At 67.0% G+C, this 20,764-nt stretch carries 17 protein-coding genes; 3 read left to right on the plus strand and 14 right to left on the minus strand.

The window, feature by feature from the left end; genetic code table 11:
- Positions 1-53 precede the first annotated feature (53 nt).
- From csrA to J5837_RS15910, 11 genes are all read right to left on the minus strand, one after another.
- Positions 54-263: a carbon storage regulator CsrA gene (gene csrA / locus J5837_RS15860; RefSeq protein WP_210537910.1), complete on the minus strand. Its 210-nt coding sequence runs from the start codon at positions 261-263 to the stop codon at positions 54-56.
- Between the two features lie 159 nt (positions 264-422).
- Positions 423-3,089 (minus strand): alanine--tRNA ligase, encoded by a 2,667-nt coding sequence (alaS, locus tag J5837_RS15865; RefSeq protein WP_210537763.1) that lies wholly within the window; start codon positions 3,087-3,089, stop codon positions 423-425.
- A 138-nt stretch (positions 3,090-3,227) separates the two neighbouring features.
- Positions 3,228-4,469 (minus strand): cation:proton antiporter, encoded by a 1,242-nt coding sequence (locus tag J5837_RS15870; RefSeq protein ID WP_210537764.1) that lies wholly within the window; start codon positions 4,467-4,469, stop codon positions 3,228-3,230.
- A 16-nt stretch (positions 4,470-4,485) separates the two neighbouring features.
- Entirely contained in the window at positions 4,486-5,019 is a 534-nt protein-coding gene (gene recX / locus J5837_RS15875) for a recombination regulator RecX (RefSeq protein ID WP_210537765.1), read from the minus strand.
- The gene (locus J5837_RS15880) at positions 5,016-5,393 is read right to left on the minus strand and encodes a TfoX/Sxy family protein (RefSeq protein WP_210537766.1); all 378 of its coding nucleotides are present in this window, start codon (positions 5,391-5,393) and stop codon (positions 5,016-5,018) included. The genes recX and J5837_RS15880 overlap by 4 nt, the downstream gene beginning before the upstream one ends.
- A gap of 13 nt (positions 5,394-5,406) precedes the next feature.
- On the minus strand, positions 5,407-5,796 hold the full coding sequence (locus J5837_RS15885; protein ID WP_210537767.1) for an MmcQ/YjbR family DNA-binding protein: 390 nt from the start codon (positions 5,794-5,796) through the stop codon (positions 5,407-5,409).
- 74 nt (positions 5,797-5,870) lie between these two features.
- Positions 5,871-6,275 (minus strand): DUF3224 domain-containing protein, encoded by a 405-nt coding sequence (locus tag J5837_RS15890; RefSeq protein ID WP_342345561.1) that lies wholly within the window; start codon positions 6,273-6,275, stop codon positions 5,871-5,873.
- Positions 6,276-6,444: 169 nt separating this feature from the next.
- Positions 6,445-7,479 (minus strand): recombinase RecA, encoded by a 1,035-nt coding sequence (recA, locus tag J5837_RS15895; RefSeq protein ID WP_210537769.1) that lies wholly within the window; start codon positions 7,477-7,479, stop codon positions 6,445-6,447.
- 264 nt (positions 7,480-7,743) lie between these two features.
- On the minus strand, positions 7,744-8,388 hold the full coding sequence (lexA, locus tag J5837_RS15900) for a transcriptional repressor LexA (protein ID WP_210537771.1): 645 nt from the start codon (positions 8,386-8,388) through the stop codon (positions 7,744-7,746).
- A gap of 96 nt (positions 8,389-8,484) precedes the next feature.
- A complete protein-coding gene (locus J5837_RS15905) occupies positions 8,485-8,994 on the minus strand; it encodes a CinA family protein (RefSeq protein WP_210537772.1) in 510 nt (169 codons plus the stop codon).
- A gap of 93 nt (positions 8,995-9,087) precedes the next feature.
- The gene (locus J5837_RS15910; RefSeq protein WP_210537773.1) at positions 9,088-11,754 is read right to left on the minus strand and encodes a TonB-dependent receptor; all 2,667 of its coding nucleotides are present in this window, start codon (positions 11,752-11,754) and stop codon (positions 9,088-9,090) included.
- Between the two features lie 291 nt (positions 11,755-12,045).
- On the opposite strand from J5837_RS15910, the gene mutS reads away from it, so the two are divergent.
- Together mutS and J5837_RS15920 are read left to right on the plus strand one after the other, a co-directional pair.
- Positions 12,046-14,604 (plus strand): DNA mismatch repair protein MutS, encoded by a 2,559-nt coding sequence (gene mutS / locus J5837_RS15915; protein ID WP_210537912.1) that lies wholly within the window; start codon positions 12,046-12,048, stop codon positions 14,602-14,604.
- A 233-nt stretch (positions 14,605-14,837) separates the two neighbouring features.
- Complete coding sequence (locus J5837_RS15920) at positions 14,838-17,987, plus strand: AAA family ATPase (RefSeq protein ID WP_244756064.1); 3,150 nt, start codon at positions 14,838-14,840, stop codon at positions 17,985-17,987.
- 38 nt (positions 17,988-18,025) lie between these two features.
- On the opposite strand, the gene J5837_RS15925 is transcribed toward J5837_RS15920, so the two are convergent.
- From J5837_RS15925 to J5837_RS15935, 3 genes are all read right to left on the minus strand, one after another.
- A complete protein-coding gene (locus J5837_RS15925; RefSeq protein WP_210537775.1) occupies positions 18,026-18,430 on the minus strand; it encodes a GFA family protein in 405 nt (134 codons plus the stop codon).
- A 13-nt stretch (positions 18,431-18,443) separates the two neighbouring features.
- Positions 18,444-19,088 carry a glutathione S-transferase family protein gene (locus tag J5837_RS15930; RefSeq protein WP_210537777.1) on the minus strand — a complete coding sequence of 215 codons (645 nt, stop codon included), beginning with the start codon at positions 19,086-19,088 and terminating at the stop codon, positions 18,444-18,446.
- Between the two features lie 66 nt (positions 19,089-19,154).
- Positions 19,155-19,844, minus strand: coding sequence for a helix-turn-helix transcriptional regulator (locus tag J5837_RS15935; RefSeq protein WP_210537779.1), 690 nt, complete (start codon positions 19,842-19,844; stop codon positions 19,155-19,157).
- A 162-nt stretch (positions 19,845-20,006) separates the two neighbouring features.
- Here J5837_RS15935 and J5837_RS15940 point away from each other — a divergent pair, with 162 nt between their 5' ends.
- The gene (locus tag J5837_RS15940; RefSeq protein WP_210537781.1) at positions 20,007-20,633 is read left to right on the plus strand and encodes a DUF937 domain-containing protein; all 627 of its coding nucleotides are present in this window, start codon (positions 20,007-20,009) and stop codon (positions 20,631-20,633) included.
- Positions 20,634-20,764: the final 131 nt, after the last annotated feature.

The raw sequence follows: 20,764 nt of genomic DNA on the forward strand, positions 1-20,764 counted from the left end.
GCGGAAGGATAACGGTTGCGCCGGCAGACGGCAAACCCGTCGCCGGTTCCCGATCAGTCGGAAGTGGTTTCCGCCGTGTTGCGCGGAGCGGGCGCTTCATCGCCGCGCTGGATGCGCTGGTAGATCTCTTCGCGGTGCACCGCGACGTCTTTCGGAGCGGTAATCCCGATCCGCACCTGATTGCCCTTGACGCCCAGGACGGTCACCGTCACCGAATCGCCAATCATCAGGGTTTCGCCAACGCGGCGGGTAAGGATCAACATCTCGTTCTCCATTGCGCCGATGGCGGCACATCGGCAAAGCGTTTTTCCGCGGGGCCAGAAGGAGTAAGCGGAAAAACGTTTCCAGTTACTGGTTCAAAAACGTGAAGCATACAAGGCAGCGGACAGCACTGCCACCCGGGGCGTCATCACCGAAAGTAATCAGGCGCCCGTCCCCAGTTGCCGGGCCACCCATTCGCGGACGCCTTGCAGTGCAGAGGCAAGGGCGGGCCCGTCCTCACCACCACCCTGGGCGAGGTCCGGGCGGCCGCCGCCCTTGCCCCCGATCTGACCGGCGATGTGCGCCAGCAGTTCCCCCGCCTTGACCCTGCCCGTTGCGGAACCGTTCACGCCCGCGACCAGCGCGGCCTTGCCGTCGCTGGCCCCGGCCAGGACCACCACGGTGTCGCCGAGCTGCTGCTTCAGCCGGTCCACGGCCTCGCGCAGGGCCTTGGCGTCGAAGCCCTCCAGCCGGGCGGCCAGCACCTTGACCCCCGCCACGTCGACCGCCGAACCGGCCAGGTCGGCGGTCGCGCCGGAAGCGGCCTTGGCCTTCAGCGATTCGAGTTCGCGCTCCAGCTTCTTCTGCCGCTCGGCCAGCTGGCGGATCTTGTCGACCACGTCGGCCGGGCTGCCGCCCAGCAGCGCCGCCGCCTCGTCCAGCCGCGCTTCCTCGCCGTCGACGTAGTCGAGCGCGCCCTGGCCGGTCACCGCTTCAATGCGGCGCACGCCGGCGGACACGCCGCCTTCGGAGACGATCTTGAACAGGCCGATGTCGCCGGTACGGCGCACGTGGGTGCCGCCGCACAGCTCGGTGGAGAAATCGCCCATGCGCAGCACGCGCACGCGTTCGCCGTATTTTTCGCCGAACAGGGCCATCGCGCCGAAGTCCAGCGCTTCCTGCATGCCCATCTGGTGCACTTCGGCCTCGTCGTTGGCGCGGACCTGGGCGTTGACCCGGCGTTCGACCTCGGCCAGCTCCTGCGCGGTCATCGGCTGGAAATGCGAGAAGTCGAAGCGCAGCTTGTCCGGCGCGACCAGCGAGCCCTTCTGCTGCACATGGGTGCCCAGCACCTCGCGCAGCGCGGCGTGCAGCAGGTGGGTGGCGCTGTGGTTGAGGATGGTCGCGGCGCGGCGCGCCGCATCGACCGAGGCGACGACGTGGTCGCCCAGCTTCAACGTGCCCTTGGCCAGCTTGCCGACATGGCCGTGGAACTGGCCGGCGAACTTCAGCGTGTCGGCCACGTCGAACTCGACGCCCTGCTCGGCCAGCACGCCGGTGTCGCCGACCTGGCCGCCGGACTCGGCGTAGAACGGCGTGCGGTCGAGCAGCACCACGGCTTCGTCGCCGGCTGCGATCGCCTGCACCGGCGCGCCGTCCTTCAACAGAGCGACGACCTGCAGGCCGCCGGCGTCGAGCTGTTCGTAGCCGAGGAAGCCGGTCGGCTGCAGTTGCGCGACCAGTTCGGCCGGCAGGCTGGTGCTGGAGGCGAATTTGCCGGCGGCCCGCGCGGTTTCGCGCTGGTGCTCCATCGCCGCCTCGAAGCCGGCCATGTCCACCGACAGGCCGCGTTCGCGGGCGATGTCGGCGGTCAGGTCGACCGGGAAGCCGTAGGTGTCGTACAGGCGGAAGGCGTCGGCGCCGGGGATGGTGCCCTTCGATCTCGCCGCGACCTCGTCGAAGATCTTCATGCCCGAGTCGAGGGTTTCGGCGAAGCGCTCTTCCTCGGCCTTCAACGCGCGCTCGACCAGCTCGCGCGCAGCGGGCAACTCTGGATACGCATCGCCCATCAGTTCGGACAAGGTGCCGACCAGCTTGTGGAAGAACGGCTGGCGCACGCCAAGCATCCAGCCATGGCGCAGCGCGCGGCGGATGATCCGGCGCAACACGTAGCCGCGGCCTTCGTTGGACGGCAGCACGCCGTCGACGATCAGGAAACTGCAGGCGCGGATATGGTCTGCGATCACCCGCAGCGACTTGTTCTCAAGGTCGGCGGTGCCGGTCAGCTCGGCGGCCTTGCGGATCAGCGCCTGGAACAGGTCGATCTCGTAGTTGCTGTGCACGTGCTGCAGCACCGCGACCAGGCGCTCCAGGCCCATGCCGGTGTCCACGCACGGCGCCGGCAGCGGCACCAGGGTGCCGTCGGGCTGGCGGTCGAACTGCATGAACACGTTGTTCCAGATCTCGATGTAGCGGTCGCCATCCTCGTCCGGCGAACCGGGCGGGCCGCCGGCGATGTGCTCGCCGTGGTCGTAGAAGATCTCGGTGCACGGGCCGCAGGGACCGGTGTCGGCCATCTGCCAGAAATTGTCGCTGGCGTACGGTGCGCCCTTGTTGTCGCCGATGCGGACGATACGGTCGGCCGGCAGGCCGATCATCTCGTGCCACAGGTCGTAGGACTCGTCGTCGGTGTGATACACGGTGACCAGCAGCCGTTCCGGCGCCAGGCCCCACACTTTCGTCAGCAGCTCCCACGACCAGGCGATGGCTTCCTTCTTGAAGTAGTCGCCGAAGGACCAGTTGCCGAGCATCTCGAAGAAGGTGTGGTGGCGCGCGGTGTAGCCGACCGAATCGAGGTCGTTGTGCTTGCCGCCGGCGCGCAGGCAGCGCTGCACGTCGGCCGCGCGCACGTAGCTGCGCTTCTCCGCGCCCAGGAACACGTCCTTGAACTGGACCATGCCTGAATTGGTGAACAGCAGGGTCGGGTCGTTGCCCGGCACCAGCGGGGCCGAAGGCACGATGGTGTGGCCCTTGGAGGCGAAGAAATCGAGGAAATCCTTGCGGACGCGGGCGGTGGTGAATTCGGGGGACTGGCTGGGGCTGCTCATCTGGCGGTCTTTGGCGGGCGGGCACGTCCGAACCGTGCGCGATGCCGCCAAGATGCGGCCGCAAGCTGGAGCAGACAACCCAAAAGGTCGCCAAGGTTAACAAAACCGGCGGCGGAACCGCCGTTTCCGGCCGCCGGGCTATGAAGCCGGGTGCGCCGGCAGGCCCCGCGGTCGGGCAACGCGGCCGGCGAACACCCGGAACAGCGGCCCGGTCAGCACCGTGGACAGCACCGCCAGGGTCACCAGCACGGCGAAGGCGTTGGCGGAAAGCAGGCCCTTGTCGTGCAGGATGGTCGCCGCGACGATTTCCATCAGCCCCTTGCACTGGAGCAGCGCGCCGACCGCGAGGGTTTCGCGGCGGTCGAGTGCCGACGAAGGCGGATACAGGCGGATTGCGGCCAGCTTGGCCGATGCGGACAACAGGAACAGGCCGGCGGCAATTCCCATCGAGGTCCAGCCCAGCGCATCGCCGTCGATGCGCAGGCCGCTGTGGCCGAAGAACAACGGCGCAAGCACGAACAAGGCCAGCGCACCCAGTCGTTCCACCGGCAAACGCGCGATCCAGTTGGGCGCCATCATCGCTCCGGCGTAATACGCGCCCAGCAATTCATGCAGGCCCAGCGTGGCGCTGGCCCATGCACCGGCCGCAAGCCAGGCCGCGGCCAGCGGCCCTATCAGCCAGCCCGGCGGCGAAGCGAACCGGCGCAATCCCTGGCCTGCGAGGGCCAACGCGACCAACACCACGACAGCGAACGCGCCGCGCGTGAAGTCGAAACCGACCTCGCCGACCGCACCTGTGACCAACAGCAAGGTCGCCAGACCGGTCCACAGCACGGCATCGTCGATCACCGCGATCCGCAACGCGATGTTGCCCAGCGCGCGGTGCCGGTCTTGCAGTTCGCGCACGATGCCGACCAGCACCGGCAAGGCACTGACCGCGACGCATAAACCGATGGCGATCGCCCCGGTCCACTCGTTGCCGTGCGGCGCACCCCACCCCGGCAATGCCGGCAAGCCCGCACGGGCCACGACCACGCCGGCGGCGAATGGCAACAGCAAGGCCAGCAGCGCGCTGCCCGCGAGGCGCGGCAACGACAATCCTCTCCCGGACACCGCCGCGCCGTCCGCTTCCATGGCCGGGATCGACCGGGTTTCGAGCCCGGCGGTGAATGCCAGCAGCAGGACGCCGAGCCAGCCCAGGGTCTGGCCGGCTGCGGTGGCCACCGATGCGCCGATCGATGTTCCGGAAGCCGCCAGAGCCAGGCCGACGATGATCGGCAGCACGGCGAAGGGAATGCGACGCCCGAGCAAACGCCACAAGCACCAGGGCAGCACGACGAAGACCAACGCATCCGCGATGAACGACAGCGTGCCCTGCACTCCCCCTACTCCCGTTTCATTCGATCATCGAATCCTCGTCGATGATCTCACGAAGCGTACCGGCGTCGAAGCCTCGCCGCGCCAACAGATCGGCGGCCTTGCGCTTCTGCGCCATGTCCCGCGGACCCGCTTCGCCGAAACGACGGCGGACCAGGTCGCGGGCGACCTGCTTCCAGTCGCCTTCGAAAGCGTCCATCGCGGCGGCGACGGCAGCACGGTCCAGTCCATGCGTACCGAGTTCGGCACGGACATGCAGCGGGCCATAGCCGCCGGCTGCCCGGCTGCGAACCAGCGACTCGGCGAAACGGGTGTCGTCCTGCCAGCCTTCGCCGGCCAATCGTTCCACCGCCGCTCTTGCCTCTTCGGCTTCAACGCCGCGCGCAGCCAGCTTGCGGGTCAACTCCTTGCGCGAATGCTCGCGCCGCACTAGCAGGCCCAGCGCGCGCTGCACCGGGGTCGGCTCGGGACGCCGCGACTTGCGGCGCGTGCCCGCCGGCACGGTATCGCCTTCGCCGGGCAAACGACCGAACTCGTCTTCGCGCTGGGTCATTTCTTCGGAGCTTTCTTCGGCGCGGACTTCTTCGCGGCCTTTACGCCCGTCTTTTTCGCCGGCTTGGGTTTCGGCAAGGACAGGACATCGGCTGTGGCTTGCAGCACGCGTTGCAGCAACTCGGCGTCGTCGAGGAATTCGTCGAGCACGTAGTAGTCCTTCGCATCCGGATAGGGTTTGCCCGGAGTCACCCGCGGCAGCAATGCGCGACCGGCCTCGGTCGGCTTCAGCAGCAGGCTGTTGTCGCAGGCGAAGGCCACGACCTTGCCGTCCAGGTACAGCGAATACTCGCCGAACATCTTCTTGTGGGTCAGCCGTGCGCCGAATCCGGCCTGCTCGTGGATGTAGTCGATGTAATCGCTGTCTGTCGCCATGGTCCGATCCTCTTCATTCGCGACGCCGGGGCCTGGATACTTGCGCCTGCCCGGCGATTTCTGCCTGCCGCCGCTTCGACAGGCCCGCCAGCGCCCGATCATAGGACCAAGCGATCAGTTCCTTCAGATAATCGGCCGGTACCGTGCGCACGTCGACGATGGTGACCCAGCGGTAGCGCCCCATGTAACGGGCCGGCTTGATACCCGGAATGCCGGTCAACTCCAGGAATCGCTCGGAAGTCACGCGGATGCTGAAGCGCCAGCGCTCGGGCTCGCTGGTCTTGAAATACGCGAAGCTGCGCTTGTCGACGGAATACACCAGGATGTTGCCTGGCGGACCGATCGACTTCGATGTTGCCGCGGGGAACCCGCCACAGAAGGCCTTTACCGCCGCGACGTCCACGCCACGCTCCGCCGGTCTTCACCGCGCTGGCCGGGTTTTCCGATCAGATCGCACATGGGCCGCCTCGACGCATGTCACTCGACGCCCGGCAGCGAGTAGGCGAACTCGTACAGGTGCTTGCCGTTGTCGATGACGATCTTGAAATCGCCGCTGATTCCAGCCAATCCATCCGTGCCGGAATCGGGCACGACCTTGACCGAAAGGCTGGGGGCGCCACGCACCATCGTGCCGACGTGGTACAGCGCGAACGAACCCTGCCGGTCGTCCAGCGTACCGGCCACGCGCTCGACGGCGGTATATACCCCGGAGCCCTGCGCTTCGCCCATCGCGGTGATCATCTGCCCCTGCGTGGTCGCAACCAGGTCACCGGTGATCTGCTTGTCGATGCTCATGCGGCCCAGCTTGGCGGCTGTAGCCACGCCTTCGAATTCGAGCGGCTTGAGCGAAACGGTGAACTCGCCTTTGGCAATTTTGGACACGCGCACCTCCGGTTCGTGGAAACAAACGCCGGGACAAACCGACAGCGGCACCCTTGCATGAAGGGTGCCGCGAAAAGCTTCATCCCTGAAAAAACGCTCCATCACAGCCTTTGCCCATCCATGGGCTGGAAGCGGGGCGCCCGCTGACGATCGGGCGCCCCGCCCCGCATCAAGCATCGTCGTCTTCGTCGCCTTCCGAGCGGCTGGCTTCGGCCGGCTGGAACTTCTCGCGCAGCTCCGCCTCGAGCTTCGCCGCGACATTCGGGTTCTCGCGCAGGTAGATGCGGGCGTTGTCCTTGCCCTGGCCGATGCGCTCATCGCCGTAGCTGTACCAAGCGCCCGCCTTCTCCACCAGCTTGGCATCGACGCCCATGTCGATCAGCTCGCCCTCGCGGCTGATGCCCTCGCCGTACAGGATCTCGGTGACCACTTGCTTGAACGGCGGCGCCAGCTTGTTCTTCACCACCTTGATCTTGGTCTGGTTGCCGATGATCTCGTCGCCCTTCTTGATCGCGCCGATGCGGCGGATGTCCAGGCGCACCGAGGCGTAGAATTTCAACGCGTTGCCGCCGGTGGTGGTTTCCGGGCTTTGGCCGGGCATCATCACGCCGATCTTCATGCGCAGCTGGTTGATGAAGACCACCAGCGTGTTGGAGCGCTTGATGTTGCCGGTCAGCTTGCGCAGCGCCTGGCTCATCAGGCGGGCCTGCAGGCCAGGCAGCTGGTCGCCCATCTCGCCTTCGATTTCGGCCTTCGGGGTCAGCGCGGCGACCGAGTCGATGACGACGATGTCGATGGAACCGGAGCGCACCAGCATGTCGGCGATTTCCAGCGCCTGTTCGCCGGTATCCGGCTGGCTGACCAGCAGGTCGTCGACGTTGACGCCCAGCTTGGCCGCATAGATCGGGTCCAGCGCGTGTTCGGCGTCGATGAAGGCGGCGGTGCCGCCCATCTTCTGGCACTGGGCGATGGCTTGCAGGGTCAGTGTGGTCTTGCCCGAGGACTCCGGACCGTAGATTTCGACCACGCGGCCCTTGGGCAGGCCACCGATGCCCAGGGCGATGTCCAGCATCAGCGAGCCGGTCGGGATGGCTTCCACCGGTTCGATGACCTTGTCGCCCATGCGCATCACCGAACCCTTGCCGAACTGGCGTTCGATCTGGGTCAGGGCTGCCGACAGCGCGCGCTTCTTGTTCTCGTCCATTGTTGGATCCTCGGGGTTTGTAGTTTTGGATTGCGGTCAGGCTAGACCCGGGCCATCGCAAAAGCTGCGACTTGGACGGGCTGGGTTGAAATTAGATCGGCGCGGGAGAGCAGGTAAGCAGGTAATGACGGCTGGGATCGTAGGAAAAACCTGATTCGTGCATGCGCTTTTGTAGAGTCGAGCTTGCTCGACTGCTTTTCGTCCGGTCGCAAAGAGGCAAGAGCAGTCGAGCAAGCTCGACTCTACAAAGGCGGATGGAGGCGCTCACCGGTTCGGCCTCACCAGGCCGCAGTACAGGCCTTCGATGGCGAACTCCTGGTCCGGCAGCACTTCGATCGGCGCGTAGTCGGGATTGCGCGGCAGCAGGCGGATGCGGTCCTTGCCGATCTTCAGCAGCTTGACCGTGATCTCGTCGTCGATGCGGGCGACCACGATCTGCCCGCTGCGGGCGTCGCCGGTGCGGTGCACGCCGATCAGGTCGCCATCGAAGATGCCTTCATCGCGCATCGAATCGCCTTTCACCTTCAGCAGGTAATCGGGCGAAGGCGAGAAGAAGACGCGGTCGAGCACCACGTAGTCGTGCAGCTCCGGATCGGCGCCGATCGGGGTACCCGCCGCGACCCGGCCCAGCACCGGCAGGCGCAGGGCGTCGTCGTTGGCGGCAGCCGGCAAATCGAGTGAGTGCTGCGGCGGCTGCGGGGCCTTCAGCACGCGGATGCCGCGTGCGCGACCCGGCAGGCGCTCTATGGCGCCAGCGGCCTCCAGCGCATCCAGGTGGTACTGGGCCGCACGTACGCCCTTGAAGCCGAAGGCCTTGGCGATTTCGGTCTGCGAGGGCGGCATGCCCTCGACCTCGACGCGCTCGGCGATCAGGTTGAGGATCGCCTGCTGGGTGTCGGTCAGGTTCATGATTAGTAGTATTACTACTAACAAAGTGAGCCGTCAAGCGATTGTCCGCCCTCTCGTGGGAGGGTCGAGGGCGTTACCCCGACCTGCCCTGATCTCTCAGGCCAGCAGCCCGTCCAGCCCCCGCAACGCCGTCGCCACGGTCTGCCGCCGCACCGCGTCGCGGTCGCCTTCGAAATGGAAAACCTCGGCACGGGCGTAGCCACCGCGACGTTTCCAGCCGATCCACACCGTACCCACCGGCTTGTCGGCGCTGCCGCCGCCGGGCCCGGCGATGCCGGTCACCGCGACGGCGACGCTGGCGCCGGAATTGACCAGTGCCCCGGAAACCATTTCGACCACTGTTTCCCGGCTCACCGCGCCGTGTTCTTCCAGCGTCTGCGGACGCACGCCCAGCAGGGCCTGCTTGGCCTCGTAGCTGTAGGCGGCCATGCCGCAGTCGAACCAGTCCGAGGAACCGGCGATGTCGGTCACCGCCTTGGCGATCCAGCCGCCGGTGCAGCTTTCCGCGGTGACCAGGCGTTCGTGCGCCGCGCGCAGGCGCGTGCCGAGATCTTCGGACAGGCGGTGGATCGCGGCGTCGTCGGGAATGGGGGCGCTTACGTTCATTCGCCCATCGTAGCGGCGATTCGCCCCCGTACAACCGGCGCAAACGAAACGGCCCGCCGAAGCGGGCCGTCCGTTGCGATGCTCGCGCCGGTTTCAGTAGCGCACGCGCAAGGTCATGCCGTACATGCGGGGCGCCGCCGGGAAGGCATCGAAGGTGTTCAGTGCATTGCCCGGGTCGGGGAACAGCGCCTGCAGCGGACCGTCGAAACCGACCTGCACGTACTCGGTGTCGGTAATGTTCGTGCCCCACAGTTCCACCATCCAGCGCTTGTCGCTGGATCCGATGCCGAAGCGCGCATTGACCACCGTGTAGGCGTCCTGGTGCTTCTCCACATCCAGGTCGGAACCGGTGTTGTATTCGCCCATGTACTTGGCGCCGATGTTGAAGCGCCCGACCAGGCGGCCGGTGATGTCCCAGTCGTAGGTCGCCGACAGCGAACCCGACCACTTCGGCGCGAACGGCATGGTCGAGCCCGGCAGCTTGTACAGCGCACCCGAGTTGCGCAGCGGCGTGCGCTCGACGAAGTCGCCGCCGGGAATGTTCTTGCCGAACTGGGTATCGGCGTACATCACGCCTCCCTGCAGCATCAGCCCCTTCACGGCCTGCGGCTGCCACAGGATCTCGGCGTCCAGGCCCGACGAGGTCACCTTCGGGATGGAACGCACCACGAAGCTGGTGCCGAGGAAACTGTTGAGCTGGAAGTCCTCGTATTCCTGGTGGAACAGCGTCGCGTTCAACAGCAGGTTGCCGTCGGCCCAGGTGGTCTTCGCGCCCAGCTCGTAGCTGTTGACGAATTCGGCCGGGAACGAGGTGTCGGCGACCGGGGTGATGCCGGCGCCGCTGGTCGACAGGCCATCGGCCGACTGCACCCGGTCGAAGTTGAAGCCGCCGCCCTTGTAGCCGCGCGCGGCGGACAGGTAGGTCATCACGTGCTCGTTCCAGCGGTAGGCCGCCTTCAGCGTGCCCGACCATTCCTTCTCGTCGCTGTCCTGGAAGGTGTGGCGGCCGTTGTGCAGCGCGTTGGCCCAGGGCAGGCACATGTAGCCGGCGATCTGCGGGCCGGCCGACGCCATGATCGCGTTCTGGGTAGCGGCCGGCAGGCCGGCGAACACGGTGCTGCGCGAACTCAGCGCCGCGCGCAGCCGGGCGTAGCGGTTCGGGTTCAACGGGTTCTGGTCGGTCAGCGCGCCGGTGCAGGCGAGGCTGCCGTTCGGATTGCTGTAGGTCGATTCCAGGTCCTTCTTCTCGCCGGTGTAGCGCAGGCCCAGGGTGATGTCGAGCGCTTCGGTCGCGTGCCAGGTGTTGTTGGTGAACAGCGCCAGGCTCTTCGCGTTCTGCTTGTAGCGGTCCAGCGCCCCGAGCCCGGCGAAGCCGGTGCCGAACGCGGTGCCGCCGACCTGGGCCAGGAACGCGGCCGGCGACAGATTGGCCGGATTGTTCAAGGGCACCCCGGCCGCGGCCAGGCTTTGCCCGACCAACTGGTACACCAGGGTGGAGACGTAGGGCTCGTAATGCGCGCCGAGGCGGTAGCTGTCGTTGCGCTTCAGGTCTTCGTCCGAATAGAACAGGCCGAACATCCAGTCCAGCTTGTCGGTGCTGCCGGTCAGGCGCAACTCCTGGCTGAAGGTCTTGAAGCCGCTGAACGATTCGTTCTTGTCGGCGTTGCGGTAGATCAGGTCCGCGGTGCTGAAGTCGTAGTCAAGGCCGTTGATCGTCTGCCAGTCGCGCGAGGCGGTGATCGAGGTCAGGGTCGAACCGCCGAACGCCGACAGGTCCCAGTTGATCTCCGCCGAAACGCCCTTGTCCTTGATGTCCTGGGTGGTCGCGCGGTTGGCGTAGGCGACCCGGTCGAACGGATCGTCGCCCGGTGCCGCCACCGCCTTGCCGCCGGCCAGCAGGTTCAGCAACGCTGCGGTGCCGCCGACCGTGGTCTGCACCGCGGTACAGCAATTCTCTTCGCGGCTGGTGAAGTCGCCCGACAGCAGGATTTCCAGGTTGTCGGTCGGTTCCAGCAGCAGCTTGCCGCGCAGGGTGTGGAAGTTCTGGTCGTAGTCGTCGGTCTCGGTGCGCGGGCCGTTGCCGGTGCGCACGTCCATCCAGCCGTCGCGCTTGCGCTTGGCCGCGTACACGCCGAAGGCCGAGGTTTCGCCCAGCGCGTCGTTGTAGCTGGCGGAGACGCCGAGCGCACCGTAATTGCCGGCGGTGAGTTCGGCTTCCGCGCTCTGCGTGTAGCTGGGGCGGCGGGTCACCACGTTGATCACGCCGGCCGAGGTGTTCTTGCCGAACACCGTGCCCTGCGGCCCCTTCAGCACCTCGATGCGCTCCAGTTGGCCCAGGTCGCCGAAACCCACGCTGTTGCGCGGCCGGTACACGCCATCGATGACCACGCCGACCGACGATTCCAGGCCGACGTTGTCGCCAACCGTGCCGATGCCGCGAATGCGCGCGGTGGTGATGGCTTCGTTCTGGGTGCTGGTCACGGTCAGGCCCGGCACCAGGATCTGCATGTCCTTGATGTCGCGCACGCCGGTGTCCTGCAGCAGCTGTTCGTCCAGCGCGGTCACCGAGATCGGCACGTCCTGCATGGCCTCCTCGCGCTTCTGCGCGGTGACCTTCAGCGCGCCCAGGGTGGTCGGCTCGTCCTGGTCGGCGGCCGGCTTCTGCGGCTGCGCGTCCTGCGCATGGGTCTGCGGAGCGGCGCACAGCGTGGCGAAAATGGCTAGTGCGAGTGCGCAATGTTGCGGCTTCGAAACGATCATGCGGTTCCCCTCCCGGATTCGTCGATTGGCAGCATGGCACTGCCATGCGAACGTCCGCCGCCCCTCCCTGCGGTCAGCCGATCGCGATGCCAACGCCAATTAGTGAAATTAACAGCATATTTACGTTACATCATCTTGCATTGCATCCATACCGGCTTCGCCCCGGGAGAATGGCAAACCTAAGCGGACCGGCTAGACTTCCCGACCGCATTCCCCACCATCGACTTCGTGACCCGCCTCGCACCGCACCAGGCCGCGCCCGATCCGGCCGCTTCCGGCCACACGCCCCTGATGAAGCAGTACTTCGCCGCGAAGGCCGAGTACCCCGACCTGCTGCTGTTCTTCCGCATGGGCGATTTCTACGAGCTGTTCTACGACGACGCCCGCAAGGCGGCGCGGCTGCTCGACATCACCCTGACCCAGCGCGGCGCCTCGGCCGGCCAACCGATCCCGATGGCGGGCGTTCCGCACCACTCCGCCGAAGGCTACCTGGCGCGGCTGGTGGCGCTGGGCGAATCGGTCGCCATCTGCGAGCAGATCGGCGATCCGGCCCTGGCCAAGGGCATCGTCGAACGCAAGGTGGTGCGGATCATCACCCCCGGCACGGTCACCGACGAAGCTTTGCTCAACGAACGCCGCGACACCCTGCTGATGGCCGTGTCGCGCGGCAAGCAGGGTTACGGCCTGGCCTGGGCCGACCTCGCCGGCGGGCGCTTCCTGGTCAACGAGGTCGACAACGCCGACGCGCTGGAAGCAGAGCTGGCGCGTCTGGAACCGGCCGAACTGCTGCTGCCCGACGAGGAAGGCTGGCCTGCGTTCCTGCAGGGACGCAGCGGCATCCGTCGCCGCGCGCCGTGGCTGTTCGATGCCGACAGCGGCCGTCGCCAGTTGCTGCAGTTCTTCGGCCTGCACGACCTGACCGGCTTCGGCATCGACGACAAGTCCCTGGCCACCGCCGCGGCCGGCGCCCTGCTCGGCTACGTGCAGGAAACCCAGAAGCAGCAACTGCCGCACCTGAGCGCGATCGCGGTGGAATCGGCCGGCGACGCCATCGCGATGAACGCCGCCACGCGCCGCCACCTGGAACTGGACACGCGCGTCGATGGGGACACGAAGAACACGTTGCTCGGCGTGCTCGACACCACGATCACGCCGATGGGCGGGCGCCTGCTGCGGCGTTGGCTGCACCGTCCGCTGCGCGACCGCCGCGTGCTCGGCGAACGCCACCAGGCGGTTTCCACGCTGATCGAAAGCCGCGGCGACGATGCCCTGCGCGAACGCTTCCGTGCGCTCGGCGACGTCGAACGCATCCTGACCCGGGTAGCGTTGAGGTCGGCGCGGCCGCGCGATCTTTCCACGTTGCGCGACGCGCTGGCCATGTTGCCGGCGATCCGCGACGTGCTGGCGCCGCTGGATTCGCCGCGCCTGGATTCGCTTTCGCGGGAACTCGGCGAACACACCGGCGTCGCCGCCCTGCTCGCCCGCGCGGTCGCGCCGCAGCCGCCGCTGAAGCTGGCCGACGGCGGGGTGATCGCCGAAGGCTTCGACGCGGAACTCGACGAATTGCGCCGGCTCAGCACCCACGCCGACCAGTTCCTGGTCGACCTGGAACAACGCGAACGCGAAAGCAGCGGTATCCCGACGCTGAAGGTCGGCTACAACCGCGTGCACGGCTACTACATCGAGATCAGCAAGGGCCAGGCCGACAAGGCGCCGGTGCATTACACCCGCCGCCAGACCCTGACCGGCGCCGAGCGCTACATCACCGAGGAACTCAAGCAGTTCGAAGACAAGGTGCTGTCGGCGCGGGAGCGTTCGCTGTCGCGCGAGAAGCTGCTGTACGAAGAACTGCTGGATGCGCTGAACCGCGAGCTCGAGCCGTTGAAGCGCTGCGCCGCCGCGTTGAGCGAACTCGACGTGCTGGCCGCCTTCGCCGAACGCGCGCAGGCGCTGGACTGGTCGCAACCGGAACTGACCGCCGAACCGGGCCTGCGCATCGAACGCGGCCGCCACCCGGTCGTCGAAGCGGTGCGCGAGGAACCGTTCGAACCGAACGACCTTTGCCTGGGCGAAGACCGCCGCATGCTGGTCATCACCGGCCCGAACATGGGCGGCAAGTCGACCTACATGCGCCAGAACGCGCTGATCGTGCTGCTTGCCCACATCGGCAGCTTCGTGCCGGCGTCGAAGGCCGTGATCGGCCCGATCGACCGCATCCTGACCCGCATCGGCGCCGGCGACGACCTCGCCCGCGGGCAATCGACCTTCATGGTCGAAATGGCCGAGACCAGCTACATCCTGCACCACGCCACGTCGCAGTCGCTGGTGCTGATGGACGAAATCGGCCGCGGCACTTCGACCTACGACGGCCTTGCCCTCGCCGATGCGGTCGCACGCCACCTGGCCGCGAGCAACCGCTGCTACACCCTGTTCGCCACGCATTATTTCGAATTGACCGCGCTGGCTGGCGAACCCGGCAGCGGCATCGCCAACGTCCACCTCGACGCGGTCGAGCACACCGACGCCAGCGGCGCGGAAACCCTGGTGTTCATGCACGCGGTGAAGGACGGCGCTGCGGACCGCAGCTTCGGCCTGCAGGTCGCCGCACTCGCCGGCCTGCCGAGGACCACCCTGCAACAGGCCCGCCGTCGCCTCGCCGAACTGGAACAACGCGGCCGCGAAACCCACGCGGCCCAGGTTTCGCCGCAGGCGCTGGACGCGCCTCAGCAGTTCGGCCTGTTCGCACCCGCGCCCTCGGCCGCACAAGAAGCGCTCGCCGCGCTGGACCCGGACGAACTGACCCCGAAGCAGGCGCTGGAAGCGCTGTACCGGCTCAAATCGCTGCTCTAGGCGCCTCCGGAATCACGTATTCATTGCGATAGACTCGCCGCAGACAAGGCCAAGGGGGATGCATGGTCGGCGCGATCTGGTTTGTGTGCGGCCTGGTTGTGGGCCTGGTTGTCTATTCCGTATTCAAGCGTCGCCCGCCCGGATCCGGAAAGACGTCTGCTCCTGCGGACAACCTGCCGTCGAGCGATGCGGACGTCGTTGAAGACGATCCGAGGCCAGTGCAGGAAAGGCTTTTGCAGCTGAAGCGCGAAGTCGAAGCGCAGGACGAACACATCCAGCGACCGGCGGATCTGCTTGCCAATCCGCAGTTCAATGAAGCCGTTGCGCTGCTGGCGGGGCCGCACTACCAATCCGGCGACGTATTGGACTACCTCGGTGCGCAGGGATACGTGTTGCCTTCGATGGCGGCGGTGGCGTTGCCCAGGCGTCAGGATACCGACCCGGCCGCCGTCGTGGCGACGGTTCCGCGCCTGGGCGGATATGCCCTCCATTTCGTCCTCGACTATCTGCAAACCCTACCGAATGCGGACCTGCTGCATGCCTTGCTGAAACATGCGCGGGAATGGTGGTGGGACTTCCAACCGTTTCGCCAGCGCCTGCAACAGTACTTGCGCTGGGCGACGGAACAACCCAATGCGGAAGATTCCGTCGACTTCAACGACGTGAACGACGAAGCCCTTCAAGTCGCGAAAGAGACGCTGAAGCATTTTCGCGACCTGGTTCCCGCCCGCTTCCTGCAGCTCGTCGACGAGGAACAGGTGCGGCGCCGGGAATTGCGCGTGCTGGGGGGATTCGGGCGGGTGCTCGCCGCGCCGTCGGGGCGCCGGTTTGCCCATCCGCGACTGCAGGAACAAATCGACCTCGTCGACAAGTCGCTGCGACGCGACGGCGGCGCCGGTTCGGTACTGGTATCCGGCGAACATGGCGTGGGCAAGAGCGTACTGATCGACGCCGCGTGCGAGCGTTTGCTCGCGGATGGCTGGCTGGTATTCGAGGCCTCGGCTGCGGAAATACTTGCCGGACAAAGCCATGTCGGCGAGCTCGAAGGCCGGATACGCGAGATGCTCCATGTGCTGCACCGGCCCAGGGCGATCTGGCGTGTGCCCGATTTCCACGACCTTCTGAAGAAAGGTGCGCATTCGCAGGATCCGCGCGGCATCCTGGACCTGGTCATGCCCGCGATAGAACGCCGCGAACTGCGCGTACTGGGGGAAATCGCGCCGCGGCAGCTGGCGCAATTGACGGTCGCCCGGCCCCAGGTCCATCAGTTGTTCGACGTTGCCCACTTGCCCCCCGCCGATCCGGAGACGGTACGCATGCTGACCGGCGAATGGGCGAAGGCCCAGGCGATCCAATGGCGCCAGCCGGTGGCAGACGCCGCGACACTGGCGGAAGCCGAGCGCATCGCAGCGCAGTTCTTCCCCGAGCAACATGAACCCGGCCGCGTCCTGCGCCTGCTGGACGATGCGCTGCAGGCGGCCACCACCACGCATCCGCCCGCCCTGCCGATGGATGCCGACGACCTGATGCAGGCAGTGGCCGCGCGCAGCGGCCTGCCCTTGGACGTGATCGACGATCGCCAAAGCCTGGACTTGGCCAAGTTGCGCGATTTCTTCCTGCAGCGCGTAATGGGCCAGGACGAAGCCGTCGAATGCCTGCTCGACCGCATCGCCATGGTCAAGGCCGGGTTGACCGACAGTAGCCGCCCCATCGGCGTGTTCCTGTTCGCGGGCCCGACGGGCACGGGCAAGACGGAGTTGGCCAAGGCGTTGGGCGAATTGCTGTTCGGCAGCGCCGAGCGGGTCCTGCGCCTGGACATGAGCGAGTTCCAGACCGAAGACTCGGCATGGCGACTGCTCGATGATGGTTCGCCCGACGCCCGCTCGCTGGTCACGCGCATTCGCGAACAGCCGTTCTCGGTGCTGTTGCTGGACGAATTCGAGAAAGCCCATCCACGCGTGTGGGACTTGTTCCTGCAGGTGTTCGACGATGCCCGCCTCAGCGGACGCAGCGGCAACACCGTCGACTTCCGCCATTGCTTCATCATCCTGACCAGCAACGCGGGCTCGACCATCCAGCGCAATGCCGGGCCGGGCTTCACCGCTTCAGGGGGCCATTACTCGCGATCGGCGGTGGAGAAGGCGATCTACGAGACATTCCGCCGCGAATTCATCAACCGGCTGGACCGTGTCGTATTGTTCAACCCGCTCGACCGCGGCCTGATGCGCGGGATCCTGCACAAGGAACTGGACCGCGTGTTGACCCGTCGCGGCCTGCGCATGCGCGATTGGGCGATGGAATGGGAGCCGTCCGCCATCGAATTCCTGCTCGACAAGGGATTCACTCCCGACCTTGGCGCTAGGCCCTTGCGCCGCGCCATCGAACACCACCTGCTCGCACCGCTCGCACGCCGCATCGTCGAGCACCGCGCTCCCGAAGGCGGCCAGTTCCTGTTCGTGCGCAGCGCCGGAAACGAGCTGGAAGTCCTTTTCATCGACCCGAATGCCCGTAACGAAACGCCGGTTGCAACGGCCGCGCCAGCAGCGGAAACGCATGACCTGCGTGGACTGATGCACACGCCTGCCACCGGACCGTCGGTGGTGTCCTTGCTGCAGCGCAGCCTGTCGGCCCTGCAGGAACGCGTGGACATGGCGGATTGGCAGGAAGACCGCGCCACCGACTTCGGGGAATTGTCGGCGGACGGTTTCTGGTCTCGTCCTGACCGATTCGCGGTACTGGACCGGATCGAGCGTCGCGATCGTATCGAAAGCGCGCTCGATAGCGCCCAGCGCATGCATCGGCGACTGTCGCCGACCCAGGGCAACGCCGCGTTCTGCGCCCAACTGGCACAATTGCTTTACCTGCTGGACCTGGCCGTCAATGCCGTAATCGAAAGGCGCCCGCAAGATGCGTTGCTGGTGGTGGACGCGGGTGGCGCCGAAACTAGGGCGACGACGGAAAGCCGGGACTGGTGGACCCAATTGCTGGCCATGTACGGCGCGTGGGCCGCGCGCCGCAACATGCGCATCGAAGTCCTGAAGCAGGATGCGGAGCGCGCCTGTGCATGGCTTGCCGTTTCCGGCTTCGGCGCATACGACTGCCTACGCCCGGAAGCGGGTCTGCATGTGCTGGAGCTGGAACAACCCGACCAGACCATTCGCCGCATCAGCGCGCAAGTACGGATCGACCCGGACCTGCCCGGCCAACCCCGCGTCCAGGCGGCAGCCTCGGGAAACTCGGGCCAGGAACCTCGCGTCTGCCGGCGTTACCGCCCCATGCCGTCACCGCTGGTGCGCGACGGCGTGCGCGGCTGGCGCACAGGACGACTGGATCGCGTGATGAATGGCGAATTCGACGTAATGCCGGCCGAAAGCGACGGCTGATGCCGGCGCAACTTGACGGTGGACGTCGGCTGCCATCTCTACAGCGCGCGGATATCCGCCGGCGGGTTCATCCAGTTGTCGTGGCGTCCGTCCATGTAGCGGACTTCGCCCGAAAGCAGTTCGTCGATGCTGGCGTCGTCCAGCGTGTTGACGTGGATCGCCAGGTAGTCGCCGCCGGCTTCGGGGATGTGCCCGTGGCCGTACACGGTCACGCCGCAACGGGTGCAGAAGCGGTGGTGCAGGTTGCCCTCGCCCCAGTCCTTGCCGTAATCGCCGAGCGCGGCTTCGCCGGCGAGCAGTTCGAAATCGGTGGCGCGTGCGCTCCAGTTGCGGATCTTGCTGCAGTAGGTGCAATTGCACCGCCCGGTGCCTTCGGCGAGGTCGAGCGAAGCCTGGTAGCGGACCGCGCCGCAATGGCAACTGCCGTGGTAGGTCTTCTGCATGTGCGTGGTCCTCTTATGCGGCAGCGCGCGGCTGCAGGGGATGGGGATAGGTTTTCGCCAGTTCCTCGTCGCGCGCGGTGGCGCGCTGCGCGGCGGGGCGCGCGTAATGGCGCTGGGCGAATTCGACGAAGGCCGGCCGTGGCTCGATGACGCCGGTGCGCAGGTAGAACCCGAGCAGCGCCGCCATGTACAGATCGGCGGCGCTGAAGCGTTCGCCGAACACATGCTCCTTGCCGGCGACCGCCTGCTCCAGCGTGCGCAAGGCATCGGCTTCGCTGCCATAACCGGCGCTCGCCGGCGGCGCCAGTGCGCCGGCCTGCTTGGCGGTGAACAGCGATTCCACCGGTCCGGCCAGGAAGAACAGCCAGCGGTAGTAGCTGCCGCGTTCCTTCGATCCGACCGGCGGCGCCAATCCCTTGTCGGGCGCAAGGTCGGCCAGGTACGTGCAGATCGCCGCGTTTTCGGTGATCACGGTGTCGCCATGGCGCAACGCCGGTACCTTGCCCATCGGGTTGATCGCCAGGTAGTCCGGCGCCTTCATCGTCGTGCCGTACTCGAGCACGACTTCCTCGTACGGCAACCCGGTTTCCTCGAGCATCCAGCGGGTCACCCGACTGCGCGAAACCGGATGGGTGTAGAAGGTCAGCGTCTCGTTCACGGCAGGCTCCGTTGTGGGAAGAGGCCTGCAGTCTGCGCCGGTCCTGCTGCCATCCGCTGTCAGCAGTCAGACCGCGTGGCGCAGTTCCTGTTCGCGCCAGCGGCGCAACAGCTGGTGGCGCTGTTCGGGGTAGCGCTGGCCAGTGCCTTCCAGCCAGCGCACGCGGTCGGCGCGGAAATGGCGGAAGTCGCGGCGCAGCTCGCACCAGGCCGCGAGCAGGCGCTTGTCGTCGAGGAAGGCCATCGCGAACGGCCAGACCACGCGCTCGGTCGTGCGGCCTTCGGCATCGGCGTAACCCATGCGCACGACGTGGCCCTCGCGGATCGCACGGCGCAACGTGGGCAGCCACGGCTCCGGTTCGGTCGGATGCCAGTCCGGTGCGAACAGGCCGCTGGTTTCGACCTGCAGGCGCAAGGTGTCCGGCAGCACGCTGACGATGCGGTCGAGTGCGTGGCCGGCGGCCGTGGCCAGTTCGGGATCCGCGTGCGTGGCGACCCAGTGCGCGCCCAGCGCCAGCGCTTCCAGTTCCTCGGCGGAGAACATCATCGGCGGCAGCAGGAAGCCGGGCCGCAACTGGTAGCCGACGCCGGGATCGCCGACGATGTCGGCGCCCTGCCCGCGCAACGCCTCGATGTCGCGATACAGCGTGCGCAGGCTGACTCCGAGTTGCTCGGCCAACTGCGCGCCGCGCACCGGGCGGCGACGGCGACGCAGATCGTCCAGCAGGTTCAACAAGCGGGTGGCGCGTGAGGTCATCGCGGCGAACAGAAGGGCCCGCCCCAGCATAGCCGGCCGCACCGCGATCGCGGACAAGCTGAATGGAAGGCGGGGGCCTGGCCTGGCCGCGTCGCCGGAACGACGCCATAGGCGCGCTACCATCGCGCTTCCGGCCACCACCACCACCCAAGGAAGCACCCGATGAGCAACGACAGCCTCGCCGACCTCCTGTTCCAGCAACTGCAGGGCGCTCCGCTGCAGCAGATCTCGCAGCAGCTCGGCACCGGCCAGATGCAGACCTCCAACGCCGTCGGCGCGGCGCTGCCCTTGCTGCTGGGCGCACTGGGCAAGAACGCCGCCCAACCCGGCGGCGCGGAAGCCCTGTTCGGTGCGCTGCAGAACGATCACGCCGGTGGCCTCGACCTCGGCGGCATCCTCGGCTCGGTGCTGGGCGGTGGCGCGCCGACCCGGCAGACCGATGGCGGCGCGATCCTCGGCCATATCTTCGGCGCCAGCCAGCCGCGTGCGGAAGCCAGCCTCGGCCAGGCCACGGGCCTGGGCGGCGACAAGACCGCGATGCTGCTGAAGATCCTCGCCCCGATCGTGCTCTCGTTCCTCGCCCAGCGTTTCCTCGGCGGACAGGGCGGCGCGGCGACCGACGCCAGCGGCCTCGGCCAGATCCTCGGCCAGGAACGCCAGGTGCAACAACAGCAGGGCGGCCTGGGCGGCGGCTTGCTCGGCGCAGTGCTCGACCAGGACGGCGATGGCCAGCTCGGGCTGGGCGACATCCTGAAAATCGGCGGCGGGCTGCTGGGCGGCGGCCGCTGACCGTCCCTCCCCTCCGCAATGCCGACGAAGCGCCAGCCATGGCGCTTCGTTCGTTTCGGGGGCAGGCCATCGGATTGTCATAGGCATTCCATATCGGAACGCTCAAATCATTCGATTTCTCCCGCGGGCCG

Source organism: Pseudoxanthomonas helianthi (assembly GCF_017939625.1).
Taxonomy (GTDB): Bacteria; Pseudomonadota; Gammaproteobacteria; order Xanthomonadales; family Xanthomonadaceae; genus Pseudoxanthomonas_A; species Pseudoxanthomonas_A helianthi.